This window comes from Bacillus sp. NP157 (genome assembly GCA_018889975.1).
Lineage (GTDB): Bacteria > Pseudomonadota > Gammaproteobacteria > Xanthomonadales > Rhodanobacteraceae > Luteibacter.
This window is the reverse complement of the sequence record CP076546.1, coordinates 467,886-482,629: the sequence shown is the minus strand read 5'-3', so window position 1 is coordinate 482,629 and position 14,744 is coordinate 467,886. Positions and strand designations below refer to the sequence as shown.

At 68.0% G+C, this 14,744-nt stretch carries 12 protein-coding genes; 7 read left to right on the top strand and 5 right to left on the bottom strand.

Annotated elements, in window-relative coordinates; all coding sequences use genetic code 11:
• Positions 1–191 precede the first annotated feature (191 nt).
• The gene (locus KPL74_02250; GenBank protein ID QWT20843.1) at positions 192–2,333 is read left to right on the top strand and encodes a YadA-like family protein; all 2,142 of its coding nucleotides are present in this window, start codon (positions 192–194) and stop codon (positions 2,331–2,333) included.
• A 29-nt stretch (positions 2,334–2,362) separates the two neighbouring features.
• Positions 2,363–4,270, top strand: a complete 1,908-nt coding sequence (locus tag KPL74_02245) for a S8 family serine peptidase (GenBank protein QWT20842.1) — start codon at positions 2,363–2,365, stop codon at positions 4,268–4,270.
• 425 nt (positions 4,271–4,695) lie between these two features.
• Here the strand turns inward: KPL74_02245 and KPL74_02240 are convergent, their stop codons facing one another.
• Positions 4,696–5,037 carry a YkgJ family cysteine cluster protein gene (locus KPL74_02240; GenBank protein ID QWT20841.1) on the bottom strand — a complete coding sequence of 114 codons (342 nt, stop codon included), beginning with the start codon at positions 5,035–5,037 and terminating at the stop codon, positions 4,696–4,698.
• A 3-nt stretch (positions 5,038–5,040) separates the two neighbouring features.
• Positions 5,041–5,916, bottom strand: a complete 876-nt coding sequence (locus KPL74_02235; protein ID QWT20840.1) for a neutral zinc metallopeptidase — start codon at positions 5,914–5,916, stop codon at positions 5,041–5,043.
• 108 nt (positions 5,917–6,024) lie between these two features.
• Here KPL74_02235 and KPL74_02230 point away from each other — a divergent pair, with 108 nt between their 5' ends.
• Positions 6,025–6,456, top strand: coding sequence for an MAPEG family protein (locus KPL74_02230; protein QWT20839.1), 432 nt, complete (start codon positions 6,025–6,027; stop codon positions 6,454–6,456).
• 75 nt (positions 6,457–6,531) lie between these two features.
• Here KPL74_02230 and KPL74_02225 read toward each other — a convergent pair whose 3' ends face one another.
• On the bottom strand, positions 6,532–8,106 hold the full coding sequence (locus KPL74_02225; GenBank protein ID QWT20838.1) for a TerC family protein: 1,575 nt from the start codon (positions 8,104–8,106) through the stop codon (positions 6,532–6,534).
• 121 nt (positions 8,107–8,227) lie between these two features.
• Between KPL74_02225 and KPL74_02220 the strand changes: the two genes are divergently transcribed.
• The gene (locus KPL74_02220) at positions 8,228–9,001 is read left to right on the top strand and encodes a CPBP family intramembrane metalloprotease (GenBank protein QWT20837.1); all 774 of its coding nucleotides are present in this window, start codon (positions 8,228–8,230) and stop codon (positions 8,999–9,001) included.
• Here the strand turns inward: KPL74_02220 and KPL74_02215 are convergent.
• Positions 8,998–9,594 (bottom strand): class I SAM-dependent methyltransferase, encoded by a 597-nt coding sequence (locus KPL74_02215; GenBank protein ID QWT20836.1) that lies wholly within the window; start codon positions 9,592–9,594, stop codon positions 8,998–9,000. The two genes, KPL74_02220 and KPL74_02215, sit on opposite strands and share 4 nt — an antisense overlap.
• Before the next feature lie 96 nt (positions 9,595–9,690).
• On the opposite strand from KPL74_02215, the gene KPL74_02210 reads away from it, so the two are divergent.
• The 3 genes from KPL74_02210 (at position 9,691) to KPL74_02200 (ending at position 12,818) form a co-directional block, all read left to right on the top strand.
• Complete coding sequence (locus tag KPL74_02210; GenBank protein ID QWT20835.1) at positions 9,691–9,990, top strand: hypothetical protein; 300 nt, start codon at positions 9,691–9,693, stop codon at positions 9,988–9,990.
• A 116-nt stretch (positions 9,991–10,106) separates the two neighbouring features.
• On the top strand, positions 10,107–11,618 hold the full coding sequence (locus KPL74_02205; protein ID QWT20834.1) for a DUF1800 domain-containing protein: 1,512 nt from the start codon (positions 10,107–10,109) through the stop codon (positions 11,616–11,618).
• A 9-nt stretch (positions 11,619–11,627) separates the two neighbouring features.
• Entirely contained in the window at positions 11,628–12,818 is a 1,191-nt protein-coding gene (locus KPL74_02200) for a DUF1501 domain-containing protein (GenBank protein ID QWT20833.1), read from the top strand.
• Here the strand turns inward: KPL74_02200 and KPL74_02195 are convergent.
• Complete coding sequence (locus KPL74_02195) at positions 12,815–14,629, bottom strand: glycoside hydrolase family 15 protein (protein QWT20832.1); 1,815 nt, start codon at positions 14,627–14,629, stop codon at positions 12,815–12,817. The genes KPL74_02200 and KPL74_02195 overlap by 4 nt on opposite strands.
• Positions 14,630–14,744: the final 115 nt, after the last annotated feature.

Below are 14,744 nucleotides of genomic sequence, written 5' to 3'. Positions count from 1 at the left end.
AGGACGTGCAAGCAAGCGTGCGTGACTTGGGCGCCGCCGAGGCGAATCCTTGCGGGGTCGACGAGTTCGGCCGGGACGTCTGGACGTCCAAACGTGCCACCGCCCGGGCAGGGTCGCTGGCTTGGGGAATGAAGCAAGCGCGGGCCCGGTGCCGCCGGCCCGCATGTCACGTCATCGGGGAGTTTCACAGCATGAGTCACACGAACACCTGGAGCCACGGGCTCCAGCGGATGGTCATTGCCCGTCGCTGCCTCAGCGTCGCCGTCCTCCTGGCGCTGTCCGGCGCGCCGCACGCCGCGCACGCCGCGTCGGCCTACCTCACTCCCGTGCCCTGGATGCAGGCGCTGGCCGCCGACGTCGCCACGGGCGACAGCGAGGGCGACGGTGCCTTCGCCGTGGGCAACAACAGTGGCGCCTATGGCACCCAGGCCACCGCGGTCGGCGACCAGGCCTTCGCGCTCGGCGAATACACCACCGCGCTGGGCGGCGGCAGCTTCGCCATGGCCGATGGCGCCACGGCGCTGGGCAACGGCGCAGGCGTGGTGGGCAGCTATGGCACTGCGACCGGCTATGCCTCGCTTGCCCAGGGCGCCAACAGTGCCGCGTATGGCGTCAACGCCCAGGCGGTGGGCGACGAGTCCGTGGCGGTCGGCGACCTGGCCTGGGCCGACGCCAACGGTACGGCGGTCGGCGCGGGCAGCCTCGCCAACGGCGGCGGCACGGCCGTGGGCGTCAACGCCGTGAGCAACGCGGCGAACGGCGTCGCGATCGGCGCCAGTGCCACCGCCAACGGCGCCCTGAGCACGGCGATCGGCAGCGCGGCACAGACCGACGGCCCCTTCTCGCTCGCGGTAGGCGGCTTCTCGCTCGCCGGCGCGTGGCAGGCCACGGCCGTCGGCACCGGTGCCTATGCCGCCGCGTGGGAAAGCACCGCGCTAGGAGCGAACGCCAGCGCCACGGGCGGCTACACCGTCGCCGTGGGTGCCGAGGCCAGCGCCAGCGGCCAGGGCAGCGTCGCGGTGGGCAGCATCGGCGGCTTCTTCGGCGGCGCCGCGAACGCGTCGGGCGACTTCGGCACCGCGGTCGGCGCCAGCGCCTTCGCCGGCGGTACCAACTCCGTCGCCCTGGGCATGAATTCGCTGGCCGGCACCGACAGCGGCAGCACCACCGCAGGCATGCAGACCACCGCGATCGGTTCCGAAGCATGGGCGACCGAGGACGGCGCCAGCGTGCTCGGCTACAACAGCTATGCACAGGCCGCCGGCACCACGGTGCTGGGCTCCAACGCATGGTCGACCAAGGACGCGACCAACAGCGTGGCGCTCGGCAGCGGTTCCTACGCCGACCGCGCAAATGCCGTCTCGGTCGGCGCCTCGGCGGCATGGACCGACGCCGCTGGCACGGTGCACGACGCGATCACGCGGCAGGTCACCAATGTCGCGGCGGGCACCGAAGCCACCGATGCCGTCAACAAAGCCCAGCTGGATGCCGTGATCGCCGGCAGCGGCGACATGGGCGGCGCACTCGCGGCCGCACTCGGTGGTGGCGCGGCGATGGGACCGGCGGGCTTCACCGCGCCGACGTTCCGCGTGCAGGGGGCGGACTACGGCACCGTTGCCGACGCCTTCGGCGCGCTCGATGGTGCGCTCAGCAGCCTCGCCGGCCGGGTCGATGGCCTTGCCGGGAACGGCGTGGCGACGGGCGGTGGCAGCGGCCTCGCCATCGGCGAAGGCAGCGTGGCCACGGATACCAACGACACCGCCATCGGCCAGGGCGCACACGTCGGCGCCGCCAACAGCGTCGCCCTGGGTGCCGACTCCGTCGCCGATCGCCCGAACAGTGTTTCGGTGGGCAGCGCGGGCAACGAGCGCCAGGTGACCAACGTCGCCGCGGGTACCGCCGACACCGACGCCGCCAACGTCGGCCAGGTGCACGACGCGATCGTCACCGCGCAGAACTACGCCGACGCCGGTGACGCGAAGACGCTGGGCGATGCCAAGGCGTACGCCGACGCGAAGCTGGCCAACGCGGTGTCGCGCTCGGACTTCGACGCGTATCGCAACCAGGTCAACGACCAGTTCCACACGGTGAATACCCGCCTCGATCGCGTCGGTGCCATGGGCACGGCGATGGCCGGCATGGCCGGCGCCATCGCCGGTGCGGCGGGCACGCAGAACCGGGTGAGCGCGGCGGTCGGTGGCTACCACGGACAGGGTGCCGTGGCCGTCGGTTACAGCGCACGGCTCACCGACACCAGCAACCTGCTGATCGGCGGTTCGCTCGCCGGCGGCGGTGAATCGAGCGGCACGGTCGGCGTCAGCTTCGGCTGGTAAGCACGCATCCATCCACGAGGAATCCATCCATGACACATCGCTTCCCACGCGCCGCACTCGCCGCCGCGTTGCTCCTCGCCCTGCCCGCCGTGCATGCCAGCGACGCCATCGTCGCCAAGGTGAATGCCACGACGCTCAAACCCGACACGCGTGCCGACCGCTTCATCGTGACCTACCGCACCGGCAGCGCCGAGCGCAGCAACCGCACAGCGGTCGTCAGCGGCATCAGTGCCGCGGCATCGCGTGCCGGACTCACCGGGACCACTCGCAGCGCCGCGCTGACCACGGTGTACCAGCGCAAGCTCGCGATCGGCGCCGACCTGGTGAAGATGTCGCGCAAGCTCAGCGCCAGCGAAGCCACCGCGCTGATGAACCAGATCGCCGCGGACCCCGCCGTGCTGCGCGTGCAGCCGGACGTGCTGATGCATCCCTTCGTGGATGCGCCGGTCGTGCCCAATGACCCGAAGTTCGCCACGTACCAGTGGGACCTGCGCGACGGCGATGGCACGTACGAAACCATCGGCAGCGACACCACGTCGTACGCGAACCTCGGCGGTGCCAACGTCGCTCGTGCGTGGAACCTCGCCGACGGCCATGGCGTAACGGTCGCAGTGCTGGACACGGGCATCACCCACCACTCCGACCTGGACCTGAGCCTGGCCGACGCGGGTTATGACTTCATCACCGATGCCTTCGTCTCCGGCCGTGCCACCGACGGGCGTGTCAGCGGCGGCTGGGACCTGGGTGACTGGACCACCGATGCGAAGTACACCGATCCGTCGACCGGTTGCGTGGATCCGTCCGTGGCCGAAGACAGCAGCTGGCACGGCACGCACGTGTCGGGAACCATCGCCGAGCTGACCAACAATGGCATCGGCATGGCCGGCGTCGCCAACAAGGCGCGCGTGCTACCGGTGCGCGTGCTCGGCCACTGCGGCGGATACACCTCCGACATCGCCGATGGCATCACCTGGGCATCCGGCGGCCATGTCGACGGCGTGCCCGACAACACCACGCCGGTGCAGGTGATCAGCATGAGCCTCGGCGGCCAGGGTGCGTGCATGGCCGACGACGTGACCGGCCAGGCCATTGCCGGCGCGCTGTCGCGTGGCGTCACCGTGGTCGTCGCCGCGGGCAACGAGAACCAGCCGGTGGCGAACGTCACCCCGGCCAGCTGCCCGGGCGTCATCGCGGTCGGCGCCAACGGCATCTCGGGCAAGCGCGCGTTCTATTCCAACTACGGCGCAGGCGTGAGCATCGCGGCACCGGGCGGCGGCGTGTTCGCCGACGATGCGTCCTATGGCCAGCAGGTCTACGCCGGCGTGGTCTGGTCCGCAGGCAACCAGGGCACGCACGAACCGACCACCGAGGGCTACATCGGCATGGCCGGCACCTCGCAGGCCACGCCGCACGTCGCCGGCACCGTCGCGCTGATCGCCTCCGCACGCCAGGCCCTGTCGCTGCCGGCGCTCAAGCCACAGCAGGTCCGCAGCGTACTGATCGGCAGCGCACGCCCGTTCCCGCACAAGACCGACCAGCCGATCGGCGGCGGCATCCTCGACGCCTACGCCGCCGTCGTAAAAGCGATGGACCCGGCGACCGGCACCGTCACCGCCGAGCAACTGATCAACGGCACCGCCGCGACCGCATTGACCGGCTACACCGGCGACAGCCTGGTCTTCGCGATCGACGTACCCGCCGGCGCCCGCGGCCTCAGCCTCCGCTCTTACGGCGGCACCGGCGACGTCAGCCTGTTCGTCAAACGCGGCACCGTACCCGCCGCCGACGGATCGGACGCCGACTACCGATCGGTGAAACCCGGCAACACCGAGTCCGTCGTGCAAGCAGCGCCCGCCGCAGGCACGTGGTACGTCCGCGTCGTCAGCGTGCAGGACTTCGCCAACCTCTCCGTCCTCGGAACCTTCATCGCACCGTAAGCCATGCGCCACGGTGCCCTCGACCCCGAGGTCACCGTGGCCACACATACCCACACTACAAACGTTGCGGCCACGCCGCCGTGTTTTGGTTCGCGCGCAGGCGCGCTCCTACACAAGCCAGCCGGCGTTGCGTGGCCGGCTGTCCAAACCCGCTCGCGGCAATGTTGAAGAAAGCCCTCGGTGCCTACCCTCGAGGCGAGTTCCGCACAAGCGAGCGGCCGAAGGCTAATCAAATACATGGGCCGCGGCTGCGGCCAACCTTATCGAGCGCGGAGGACCTGTCTGAGCAGCGAGGGTAGGCACCGAGGGCTGTCCTGCGACCACGTACGAGCGCCGCGCGGACGGCATTCGCGCGCAGGCGCGCTCCTACAGGGCGGCGGTTCGGCCGGAGGCCGTCAAACATGGCCGCCAACGGCGGCAACCGCTTAAACGAAGTCACCCGCCGTCAAAGGCAACAGCCCATGCCGCGCCCTCGCCCGATCGCACTGCGGGCTCGGCAGGCCATCCTCCCACGCCGCCTTCAGCTCATGGCACGGCGAAGGACGCACGGCATAGATCGAACACTGCGTCGCGCCACCAACCTCACCCACCAGCGCCACGCAACGCGGCTCATACGCATTCGTGCCACGCATGTTCACCCGGTGCATCCCGAGCGACTCCGTATACGCGGCCGGCGTCGGACCGCCGGCCGCATCGGTTTCCATCCAGTGGAACGCAACGCGGAACGCCGCGCAGCACGCGCCGCAGCGCAGGCAAGGGTGAGTCATGCGTCAGATCGAACCCGAGAACGTATTGCACTTACCAATGTCGCCGGATTCGAAGCCGGCCTTGAACCAATGCACGCGCTGCGCCGAGGTGCCGTGCGTGAACGAGTCCGGCACCACCCGGCCCTGCGACTGCTCCTGCAACGTGTCGTCGCCGATCGCCGTGGCGGCATGCAGGGCAGACTCGATGTCGCCCGGCTGCAACCACTGCTGGCGCTGCTGCGAATGATTGGCCCATACGCCGGCAAAACAGTCGGCCTGCAGTTCCTGGCGGACCGAGAGCCCGTTCGCGCCTTCCATCCGCGCACCACGCCGGCGCGCCTCGTCGACCTTGGCGAACACACCGACCAGGTTCTGGATGTGGTGGCCCACCTCGTGCGCGATGACGTACGCGCGGGCGAAGTCGCCCGACTCGTGGAACTGCTGCTGCATCTGCTGGAAGAAATTCAGGTCGAGGTACACGTGGCGATCGGACGGGCAATAGAACGGCCCCACCGCCGACGACGCCGAGCCGCACGCCGTGCGCACGCCGTTGCGGAACAGGGTCAGCGTGGGTCGCTCGTACTGCTTGCCGCTGGCTTCGAAAATCTCGCCCCAGGTGTCCTCGGTTTCGCCAAGGATCGCGCGGACGAAATCCACCTGCGGATCGTTCGCCGCGGCCTGCTGGGATCGATGCGGCTGTTGCGCCTGTGGAGGCCCGCTGCCCTCGCCCTGGCTGAGCAAGGCGGTCGGGTCCTTGTAGAACACCAGGCCCAGTATCGCGAGCAGGATGATGCCGCCGACCCCGAGCCCACGGCCACCGCCAAAGGACGGACCGCCACCACCACCGCCGTCGCCGGCGTCTTCGACATTGTCGCTTCTACGGCCTTTTCCCCAGAGCATGGCGCCCTCCTTTCCCGTCGCGCGTGCCCCGGCCGAGACACGGTCGGCATGATCGCACGGACCGTTGCCGGTAAACTCCGGGGTTTGCGTCGTCCCCCGGATCGTTTCATGAATAGTCAGCTCCCCGCCGTCGTCACCCTGCTTACCCTGCTCCTGATGTTCTTCACGGTCTGGGCCGTGGGCCGGGCGCGCAGCCGTTACGGGGTCAAGGCGCCCGCCATCTCCGGCGATCCGGCCTTCGAGCGGGCCTGGCGGGTACAGATGAATACGCTGGAGAACGCCGTGATGTTCATCCCGGCGCTGTGGCTGGCGGCGCAGTACGTCGATCCCCTCTGGGCGGGCATCGCCGGGCTGGTGTGGCTGGCCGGGCGGCTGTGGTACGCGATTTCCTACCTTCGCGACGCCTCGCGGCGCGGGCCGGGCTACATGGTCTCGATGGTGGCCTGGGCCGCGCTGATGCTCATGGCCGCTGGCGGGATCGGCATGGCGATCATGGAAAACAACGCCACGCCGCCGGACGACGCCGGCCAGGCGGGATAACCCCATACGGATGGTAGGGGCGCGCCTGCGCGCGATGGGGGGGTCCGAGATAACCCATCGCGCGCAGGCGCGCTCCTACAGGTCGTCGGTGGGGAGGGCAAGGACGCGGACTCGCTGGATGCGGGCGCCGTCCATCGCGGTGACCTCGAAGGCCAGCGATTCGGATTCGAAACGGTCGCCGGCGCTGGGCAGGCGACCCAGCTGTTGCAGGACGAAACCGGCCAGGGTGGCAAAGTTGCCCTCGCCCGCGCCAGGCAGGCGGCGGCCGAGCAGGTGCTCCACCCGGCGCACGTCGAGGCTGGCATCGAGCAGCCACGCACCGTCCGGCTCACTGACGGCCGACGGGTCGCCCTCGCGGGTTTCATCCGGGAACTCGCCGGCGATGGTCTCGAGAACGTCGGCCGGCGTGGCCAGGCCGAGGATGCTGCCGTACTCGTCCACCACCAGGGCCACCTGCAGCGGCGCCCGGCGGAACTCGTCGATCAGGCGCAGCACGCTCAGTGATTCCAGCACGGTGATCGGCTTGCGCACCACGTTCTCGATATCCAGCCGGCCGTGTTCGGTCAGGCTGGCCAACAGGTCGCGCGAGGACACCACGCCGATCAGGTCGTCCAGGTCGCCATCGGCCACCAGCATCCAGTGATGCGGCGACTCGCGGGCTTCGACCAGCAGGTTGGGCAGTTCGTCAGACGGATCGACCCAGACGATCTCGGTGCGCGGCGTCATGATCGAGCGCACGGGGCGCTGGGACAGATCGAGCACGCCCTGGACCATCTCCAGCTCGTCCTTGCCGAACACCGAGGCCTCGGCCTGTTCGGCGTCGGGCGCCTTCTTGCCCGGGTCGCCCTCGTCGTCCACGCTGCCGCCCAGCAGGCGTAGCACCGCCTTCGCCGTACGGTCGCGCATCACCCGGCCGCCGAGCAGCAGCGAACGGCGACGGTTGCGCCGCATCGTCTGGTTGAACACCTCGATCATGATCGAGAAACCGATGGCCGCGTACAGGTAGCCCTTCGGGATGTGGAAACCGAAGCCTTCCGCGATCAGGCTGAAGCCGATCATCAGCAGGAAGGACAGGCAGAGGATCACCACCGTCGGCCGTGCGTTGACGAACGCGGTCAGCGGCTTGCTGGCCGTGATCATCAGGGCCATGGCGATCACCACGCCGATCATCATGATCGACAGGTGGTCGACCATGCCCACGGCGGTGATCACCGAATCCAGCGAGAACACGGCATCGAGGATGACGATCTGCGCCACGGTGAGCCAGAAGCTGACCTTGCGGCCAGCCTTGGCGCCGTCGTCGTCGTCGGCCTCCAGCCGCTCGTGCAGCTCGATGGTCGCCTTGAACAACAGGAAGGCGCCGCCCACCGCGAGGATCACGTCGCGCCAGGACAGGCCAAAGCCGTTCCAGTTGAACAGGGGCGTGGTGAGCGTGACCAGCCAGGACATGGCAGCCAGCAGGCACAGGCGCATCACCAGCGCGAGGCCAAGACCCATCAGCCGCGCGTGGTCGCGCTGCCGGGCGGGGAGCTTGTCGGCGAGGATCGCGACAAACACCAGGTTGTCGATTCCGAGCACGATCTCCAGCACGATCAGCGTGAGGAGACCCGCCCAGGCCGAGGGGTCGGCTAGCCAGTCGAATGCGAACATGGGTCGGCGCCGGGGGCGCCACCTTTCCTCCTGTCAGGGACCCGAAACTATACAGGCGTTATGTGAACGTCTGTGCCGGAAGCTGCGTTGCGGCGGCCGGAGGCCTCGGCTACGGTGGCGCATGGCCCACGATCCCGCCCTTTCCAGCATCCCCGACGAACCGTTGCCCGCCGAGCCTTCCAGCCGTTCCGGCCCGGGCTGGTTCGAGACGATTCTCATCGTTATCGCCTATTTCGCCCTCCAGCTCGTCCTGGGCGGCGCCTTCGGACTGATCTCGCGCACCATCGCCGGGCTCATCCCGGACTACGCCCCCGGCCCCGACGATCGGCTGGTCGTGGTCGTGATCCTTACCCTGCTCGCGTCGTCGGCGATCACCCTTAAACTCGTGGTCCGCCGCTGGGGGCCCCTGGTCCGCGACGGCGGCCCCGCCGGCATCGGCTTCACGGCGCCACTCGGCAGCCAGATGCTGTTCGGCGCGGTGCTCGGCATCGTGGCGCCCATCGCCGGCGGCCTGCTCACCCAGTGGCTCGCCGGCGACCATCCGCTGACCCAGTCGGTCAGCACGCTGGCCGACCACGCCCACATCGCCCTGCGCATGGCCCTGTTGCCGATCGTGGTGCTGGTCGGGCCGCTGGTCGAAGAGGTGCTGTTCCGCGGTGCGTTGCTGGCCCTGCTGCGCACGCGGCTGGGCGACAACTGGGGCATCGCCCTGTCCGCGATCGTGTTCGGGCTGATCCACCTGCCTGACCTCGCCGGCCTGTGGTACGCGATCCCGAACCTGATCCTGGTCGGCGCGTTCTGTGCCTGGCTGCGCGTCCGCGCCCAGTCGATCTGGCCGGCCTATGTCTGCCACGCCGCCAACAACTCGCTGGCGACCCTGGCCTGGTTCAACTAGAGCCGTTCGAGCGAGGCCACGCTGCGGTCCAGCCGCGGGCTGGCGTAGCACTGCGAGCCCACGGGGATCAGCCCGACCTCGTTGAACGCTTCGCGATACCAGCGCGCGGGACGGCCGTGGAAGCCTTCGCGGTCGCCACCGGGATCGTCCTCGCGGGTGTACACCTCGAGGAAGGCCAGGCCCTCGGCCATGTCGCTGATGCCGGTAAGGCCCGCGCGGATCTCGGCGGGCTTCAGGTAGTGCAGCACGTCGGTGCAGACGATCAGGTCGAAGCGGGTATCGAAGCGGAGCGACTCCAGCTGGCCGAAGCGGGCATAGCCGATGTTGCGCGAACGGCCGTAGCGCGCCACCGCGTATTCGCTGGCTTCCAGCCCCTGGTAAGCGATGCCCGGCCGCAGCTTGCGCAGGACGGCGCGCCAGGGCGCTTCGCCGCAGCCCACGTCGAGCACGTTGCGGACGGGGCGTCCAAGATAGAACTCGGCCTGTCCCAGCACCATGGCGACCTTGCGAGTGAGTTCCGCGGGCGCGCGCACCGCGTGCTTCGCACTGCGGTACCACTTGTCGTAGTAGGCCTGGTCGTAGGTCTTGGTCATCGAACGGTCCACCGCCGAAAACGGTCATGGTACCGGGCGTACACCTCCGGCACACGCCCACCGCCGCATCTTTGGGCCCTCGAACAGGAGACAACCATGCCCCGCATCCAGCTCCGCATCACCGGCGACCGTGACGTCTTCGACGACGTGATCAATGCGATCCACGGCCTGGACCGGATCGAATACGTCGAAGAGATCGACGATTTCGGCAGCGACATCCGCGACGACTCCAGCTCGCTCGACCTCTCCGACGACGTGGGTTCGAAGACGTACACGCTGGAAATCGAAGTGCCGAACGACAAGGTCGGCGAACGCGTGCGTGAAGTGGCGGAAGAAACCGCGGGCACCCGCGAGGCCGCGATCGAGTTCGTTTATCCGGATGAAAACGAGATCTAGGCCATGGGCCTGCGCCGAACCTGACTACAGGACAACGCAGACAGGTTCTGGAAAGTAAACGTCAGCCACCCTACTCCGTTTAAGGTTGTGCTTCCCAACTGGAAACGGAGAACCCCATGCGGTTAAAGCTCGCGGCGTGCCTGATAGCCCTTGCCGCCCTGCCGGCCGGTGTCAGCGCCGCCGATGCGCCACTGTCGAAGGACGACGTGGCGTGGCTTAATCGCGTCACGTTCGGGGTCGACTCGGCGACGATCGCCGCATACCGGGCAGAAGGTCGCGAGCGCTTCCTCGACCGTCAGCTCCATCCGCGTGCCGACGGCCTGCCCTCGTCCGTCAAGGCCCAGGTCGCCGCGTTCGATGCGATGAAGACGCCAATCGAACAGACCGTGCCCGACGTCACCGCCCAGTATCGTGACCTGCAGGGCAAGGACGCCGACGTCGCGCTACAGGGCCGGAAAGACATCGCCGGGAAAGGCGCCGAGTATGCCGAACAGGCGCAGGCCGCGATCCTCCTGCAGGCCGTGTACGACGAGAATCAGGTGCGCGAGCAGCTCGTCTGGTTCTGGTTGAACCATTTCAGCATCAACGCCCGCGAAGCCCGCATCCGCTGGGTCGTCGCCGACTATGCAGAGCACACCATCCGGCCGCGCGCCCTCGGCAAGTTCCGCGACCTGGTGATCGCCACGCTGAAAAGCCCGGCCATGCTGCAGTACCTGAACAATGCACAGAACGCGCGCGACAAGATCAACGAGAACTACGCGCGCGAACTGATGGAACTGCACACGCTGGGCGTCAACAGCGGCTATACCCAGGCCGACGTGCAGAACCTCGCGAAAATCCTGACCGGCGTGGGCGTGAAGCTGGACGACAAACCACGCAACTTCGCCCCGGACATGCGCCAGTACTACGTCAACGAGGGCGTATTCGAATTCAACCCGCGCCGGCATGACTTCAGCGACAAGGTCTTGCTGGGCAAGACGATCAAGGGAAGCGGATTCGACGAAGTCGAAAAAGCTGTAGACCTGATCGTCAGCCAGCCGGCCTGCGCGACCTTCGTGTCGACGAAGATGGCGAAGTATTTCGTCTCGGACGATCCCCCGGCGTCCCTGGTGCAGGCCATGGCAAAGACGTTCCGCCATACGGATGGCGATATCGCCGCTGTCATGAAGACCATGCTCACGTCCAGGGAATTCGCCGCGTCGCTGGGCAAGCGCTACAAGGATCCGACCCAGTTCCTGGTCTCGTCAATGCGCCTGGCCTACGACGGCAAGCCCGTCGAGAATCCGCGCCCGCTGGTCAACTGGATCAACCAGCTGGGCCAGGCGCCGTTTGGTCGCACCACACCCGATGGATGGCCCACCGCCGACTCCGAATGGTCGGGCTCTGGCCAGGTGGCCAAGCGCTTCGAGATCGCGCGCCTGATCGGCAGCGGTGCCAACCGGCTGTTCTCCCCGGATGACGGCTCCCCGGCCGTGAAGGGCGACGCGCCGACGCTGACCAATGCGGTGTACCAGGCGACGCTCGAACCCTACCTGGGCCCGAAGACGCGCAACGCACTGGCCCAGGCCCAGTCGCCGCAGGAATGGAACACGTTCCTGCTGTCGTCTCCCGAATTCAATTACCACTGAGGCCCCGCCATGGATCGCCGCCAGTTCCTGCTCGCCCTTGCCGCCACGGTTCCCGCGCTCACGCTGGGCGGCAACGTCTTCGCCACGCCTCCGTCGTCGCCGCGCTTCCTGCTGGTGTTCCTGCGCGGCGGATACGATGCCAATAACCTGCTGGTGCCGTACGCGAGCGACTTCTACTACGAGTCGCGACCGAACATCGCGCTGGCAAAGCCGACCGCCGGCGATCCGAAGTCGGTGCGCGCACTGGACGCGAACTGGGCGCTTGCGCCTGCGGTAGCCGAAACCATGGGCCCGTTCTGGGACAGGAAGCAATTGGCCTTCATCCCCTTCGCGGGCACGGACGACCTGTCACGCAGCCACTTCGAGACGCAGGACAACATCGAGGCGGGCATCGGCGGCGACGGCCACACCTTCGCCTCGGGCTTCATGGGCCGGTTGAGCAACGTGCTGACGGGCGCGACCCCCATCGCGTTCACGGATGCCGTGCCGCTGTCGTTCCGTGGCGGCAACAACATCCCCAACGTTTCCCTGAAGGGCGGCGCCAAGGCGGTGTTCGATGACCGCCAGTCGAAACTGCTGGCCAGCATGTACGAAGGCACCGCGTTGCAAGCCGCCGCGACGGACGGCCTGGAGATGCGCCAGCAGGTGGCAAAGGACCTGCAGACGGAGATGGTTGCGGCCAGCCGGGGCGCGGTCACGTCGAGCGGCTTTGCGCAGCAGGGCGAGCGCATGGCGACACTGATGCGGGATCGTTATCGCCTCGGCTTCGTCGACGTCGGCGGCTGGGACACGCACGTCAACCAGGGCGGTGCCGACGGCCTCCTCGCGAAGAATCTCGACAACCTCTCCCAAGGCCTCGCCGCCTTCGCCAACGGCCTCGGCGACGCCGAATGGAACAACACCGTGGTGGTCGTCGTGTCGGAATTCGGCCGGACCTTCCGCGAGAACGGCAACAAAGGTACCGACCACGGCCATGGCACCACGTACTGGGTGCTTGGCGGCAAGGTCAACGGTGGCCGTGTCGCGGGTAACCAGGTGGCGATCAACGCCGGCAGCCTGTTGCAGAACCGCGACTACCCCGTGCTCAACAACTATCGCGACGTGCTGGGCGGCCTGATGAAACGCATGTACGGCCTGAACGATGGCGACCTTGCGAAGGTGTTCCCGAACGCAAGGCCGCGCGACCTGCAACTGGTCTAGGGCTGCCAGACCTGGCCGCCGGGGTTGGCCAGCTGGCGGTCCAGGTAATACGCCGCGCTGATGAAGGCCAGGTGGGTGAGCGCTTGCGGGAAATTACCGAGCTGTTCGCCGCGCAGGTTCAACTCCTCGGCGAACAGGCCCAGGTGGTTCGAATACAACACGCCGCGCGCCATGATTTCCCGCGCCTCGTGCAGGCGCCCTGCCCGCGCCAGGCATTCCACGTACCAGAACGTGCACGTGGTGAATGCGCCCTCGCCGCCTTCCAGGCCATCTTCGTTGCGATAGCGGAACACCAGGCCATCGTCGGTCAGCTGGTCGCGGATGGCGTCGAGCGTATCCAGCCACACCGGATCCGTCGCCGATACGAAGCGCACCAGCGGCATCATCAACAGCGACGCATCCAGGTCCGTGCCGCCCGCGGTCTGCACGAAGTAGCCCTTCTGCGGATGGCGGAAGTTCGCCCAGATGTCCTCGGCGATGCGGTCCCGTTCCGCCGCCCATTCGACCACGGGACCCGGCAGCGAACGCTTGGCCGCGAGCCGGATGGCCCGGTCCAGCGCGACCCAGCACATCAGCCGCGAATGCAGGAAGTGGCGCGGCCTGTCGCGGATTTCCCAGATGCCTTCGTCCTCGTCGCCCCAATGCCGCGACACATGGTCGACCATGCGCCGCACGTGGCGCCAGCCGGCGTGGCTTGATGCCTTGCCGTACTTGTTGGCGAGGTAGAGGCTATCCATCAGCTCGCCGTAGATATCGAGCTGGGTTTGCGTACGTGCCGCATTGCCAATGCGCACGGGGGTTGAGCCCGCGTACCCCACGAGATGGTCGAGCGTCGATTCGTCGCGCGCATCGCTGCCGTCCAGCGCATACATGATGCTGAGGGCGGAATGCTCGTCCAGCTTCGCCAGGCGCTCTTCCGTCCACTGGCGGAAGTGCTCGGCCTCGTCGATGAAACCCAGCCGCATGAACGCATACACGGTGAACGACGCATCGCGCATCCACGTGGCTCGGTAGTCCCAGTTGCGCCCCGCGCCGGTGGCTTCGGGCAGGCCGAACGTCGCCGCGGCGGCGATCGACCCATGCTTGTGCGAGGTCAGCAACTTCAGCACCAGCGCCGAGCGATCGACCCGTTCGCGCCAGCGGCCCCGGTAGTTCGATCGACGGGTCCAGGCACGCCACGCATCGGCCGTCTCGCGCAGCGCGGCCTCGCACTCGTCCCCGGTGAGAGGATCATGTTCTTCATCACCGAGGACGAACCACGCATGCTCACCCGGGCCCAGCGTGAAACGTGCGCCCGCCTCGCCCTCGCCGATCTCCAGCGGTACCGTCGCCGCCAGTCGCAGCGAATGCTTGCCGGCGTGGAACACTGCGGTCGGACCATAGGCCTCGACGTTCGGCACGCGCCGCGCGTAGTCGAAGCGCGGCCGGCACAGCACCTCGATCTCCACCGTCCCGCGCACCACGCGCACGCAGCGGAGCAAGGCACGCGGCACTCGCACGTCCGCCTCGGGATGCGGCATGAAGTCGGTCAACTCGACGCTGCCCTCTTCGGACATCCAGCGCGTCATCAGCACGTTTGTCTCGGGTATGTAGAGCTGCATGCGCCGGGCGTCGAGCCGGGGCTGCACGGAGAACTCGCCGCCCTGTTCGGGATCGAGCAGGGCCGCGAAGATCGTCGGGCTGTCCAGGTGCGGCCAGCACATGAAATCGACCGTGCCGTCGGTGGCGACGAGGGCGGCGGTGTCAAGGTCGCCGACGATGCCGTGTTCGCTGATGCTGCGGCCGGGGACGGGGTTCTCGTGGCTTGGCACTCCGGGCTCCTGGGCCGCTGTTGCCTAGAGAAGGCCATGCCGGGCGTGAAGGCGAAGGCCATGGCGCGAAAAATGGCTATGTAACCGATCGGTTGCATTGTGTAACCGATCGGTT

What these genes read in the sequence shown, in the direction of transcription:
- KPL74_02215 (QWT20836.1), bottom strand. Translation starts at nt 9,594, where the DNA reads ATGACCAAGACCTACGACCAGGCCTACTACGACAAGTGGTACCGCAGT.
- KPL74_02235 (QWT20840.1), bottom strand. Translation starts at nt 5,916, where the DNA reads ATGCTCTGGGGAAAAGGCCGTAGAAGCGACAATGTCGAAGACGCCGGC.
- KPL74_02230 (QWT20839.1), top strand. Translation starts at nt 6,025, where the DNA reads ATGAATAGTCAGCTCCCCGCCGTCGTCACCCTGCTTACCCTGCTCCTG.
- KPL74_02205 (QWT20834.1), top strand. Translation starts at nt 10,107, where the DNA reads ATGCGGTTAAAGCTCGCGGCGTGCCTGATAGCCCTTGCCGCCCTGCCG.
- KPL74_02220 (QWT20837.1), top strand. Translation starts at nt 8,228, where the DNA reads ATGGCCCACGATCCCGCCCTTTCCAGCATCCCCGACGAACCGTTGCCC.
- KPL74_02250 (QWT20843.1), top strand. Translation starts at nt 192, where the DNA reads ATGAGTCACACGAACACCTGGAGCCACGGGCTCCAGCGGATGGTCATT.
- KPL74_02210 (QWT20835.1), top strand. Translation starts at nt 9,691, where the DNA reads ATGCCCCGCATCCAGCTCCGCATCACCGGCGACCGTGACGTCTTCGAC.
- KPL74_02225 (QWT20838.1), bottom strand. Translation starts at nt 8,106, where the DNA reads ATGTTCGCATTCGACTGGCTAGCCGACCCCTCGGCCTGGGCGGGTCTC.
- KPL74_02245 (QWT20842.1), top strand. Translation starts at nt 2,363, where the DNA reads ATGACACATCGCTTCCCACGCGCCGCACTCGCCGCCGCGTTGCTCCTC.
- KPL74_02200 (QWT20833.1), top strand. Translation starts at nt 11,628, where the DNA reads ATGGATCGCCGCCAGTTCCTGCTCGCCCTTGCCGCCACGGTTCCCGCG.
- KPL74_02240 (QWT20841.1), bottom strand. Translation starts at nt 5,037, where the DNA reads ATGACTCACCCTTGCCTGCGCTGCGGCGCGTGCTGCGCGGCGTTCCGC.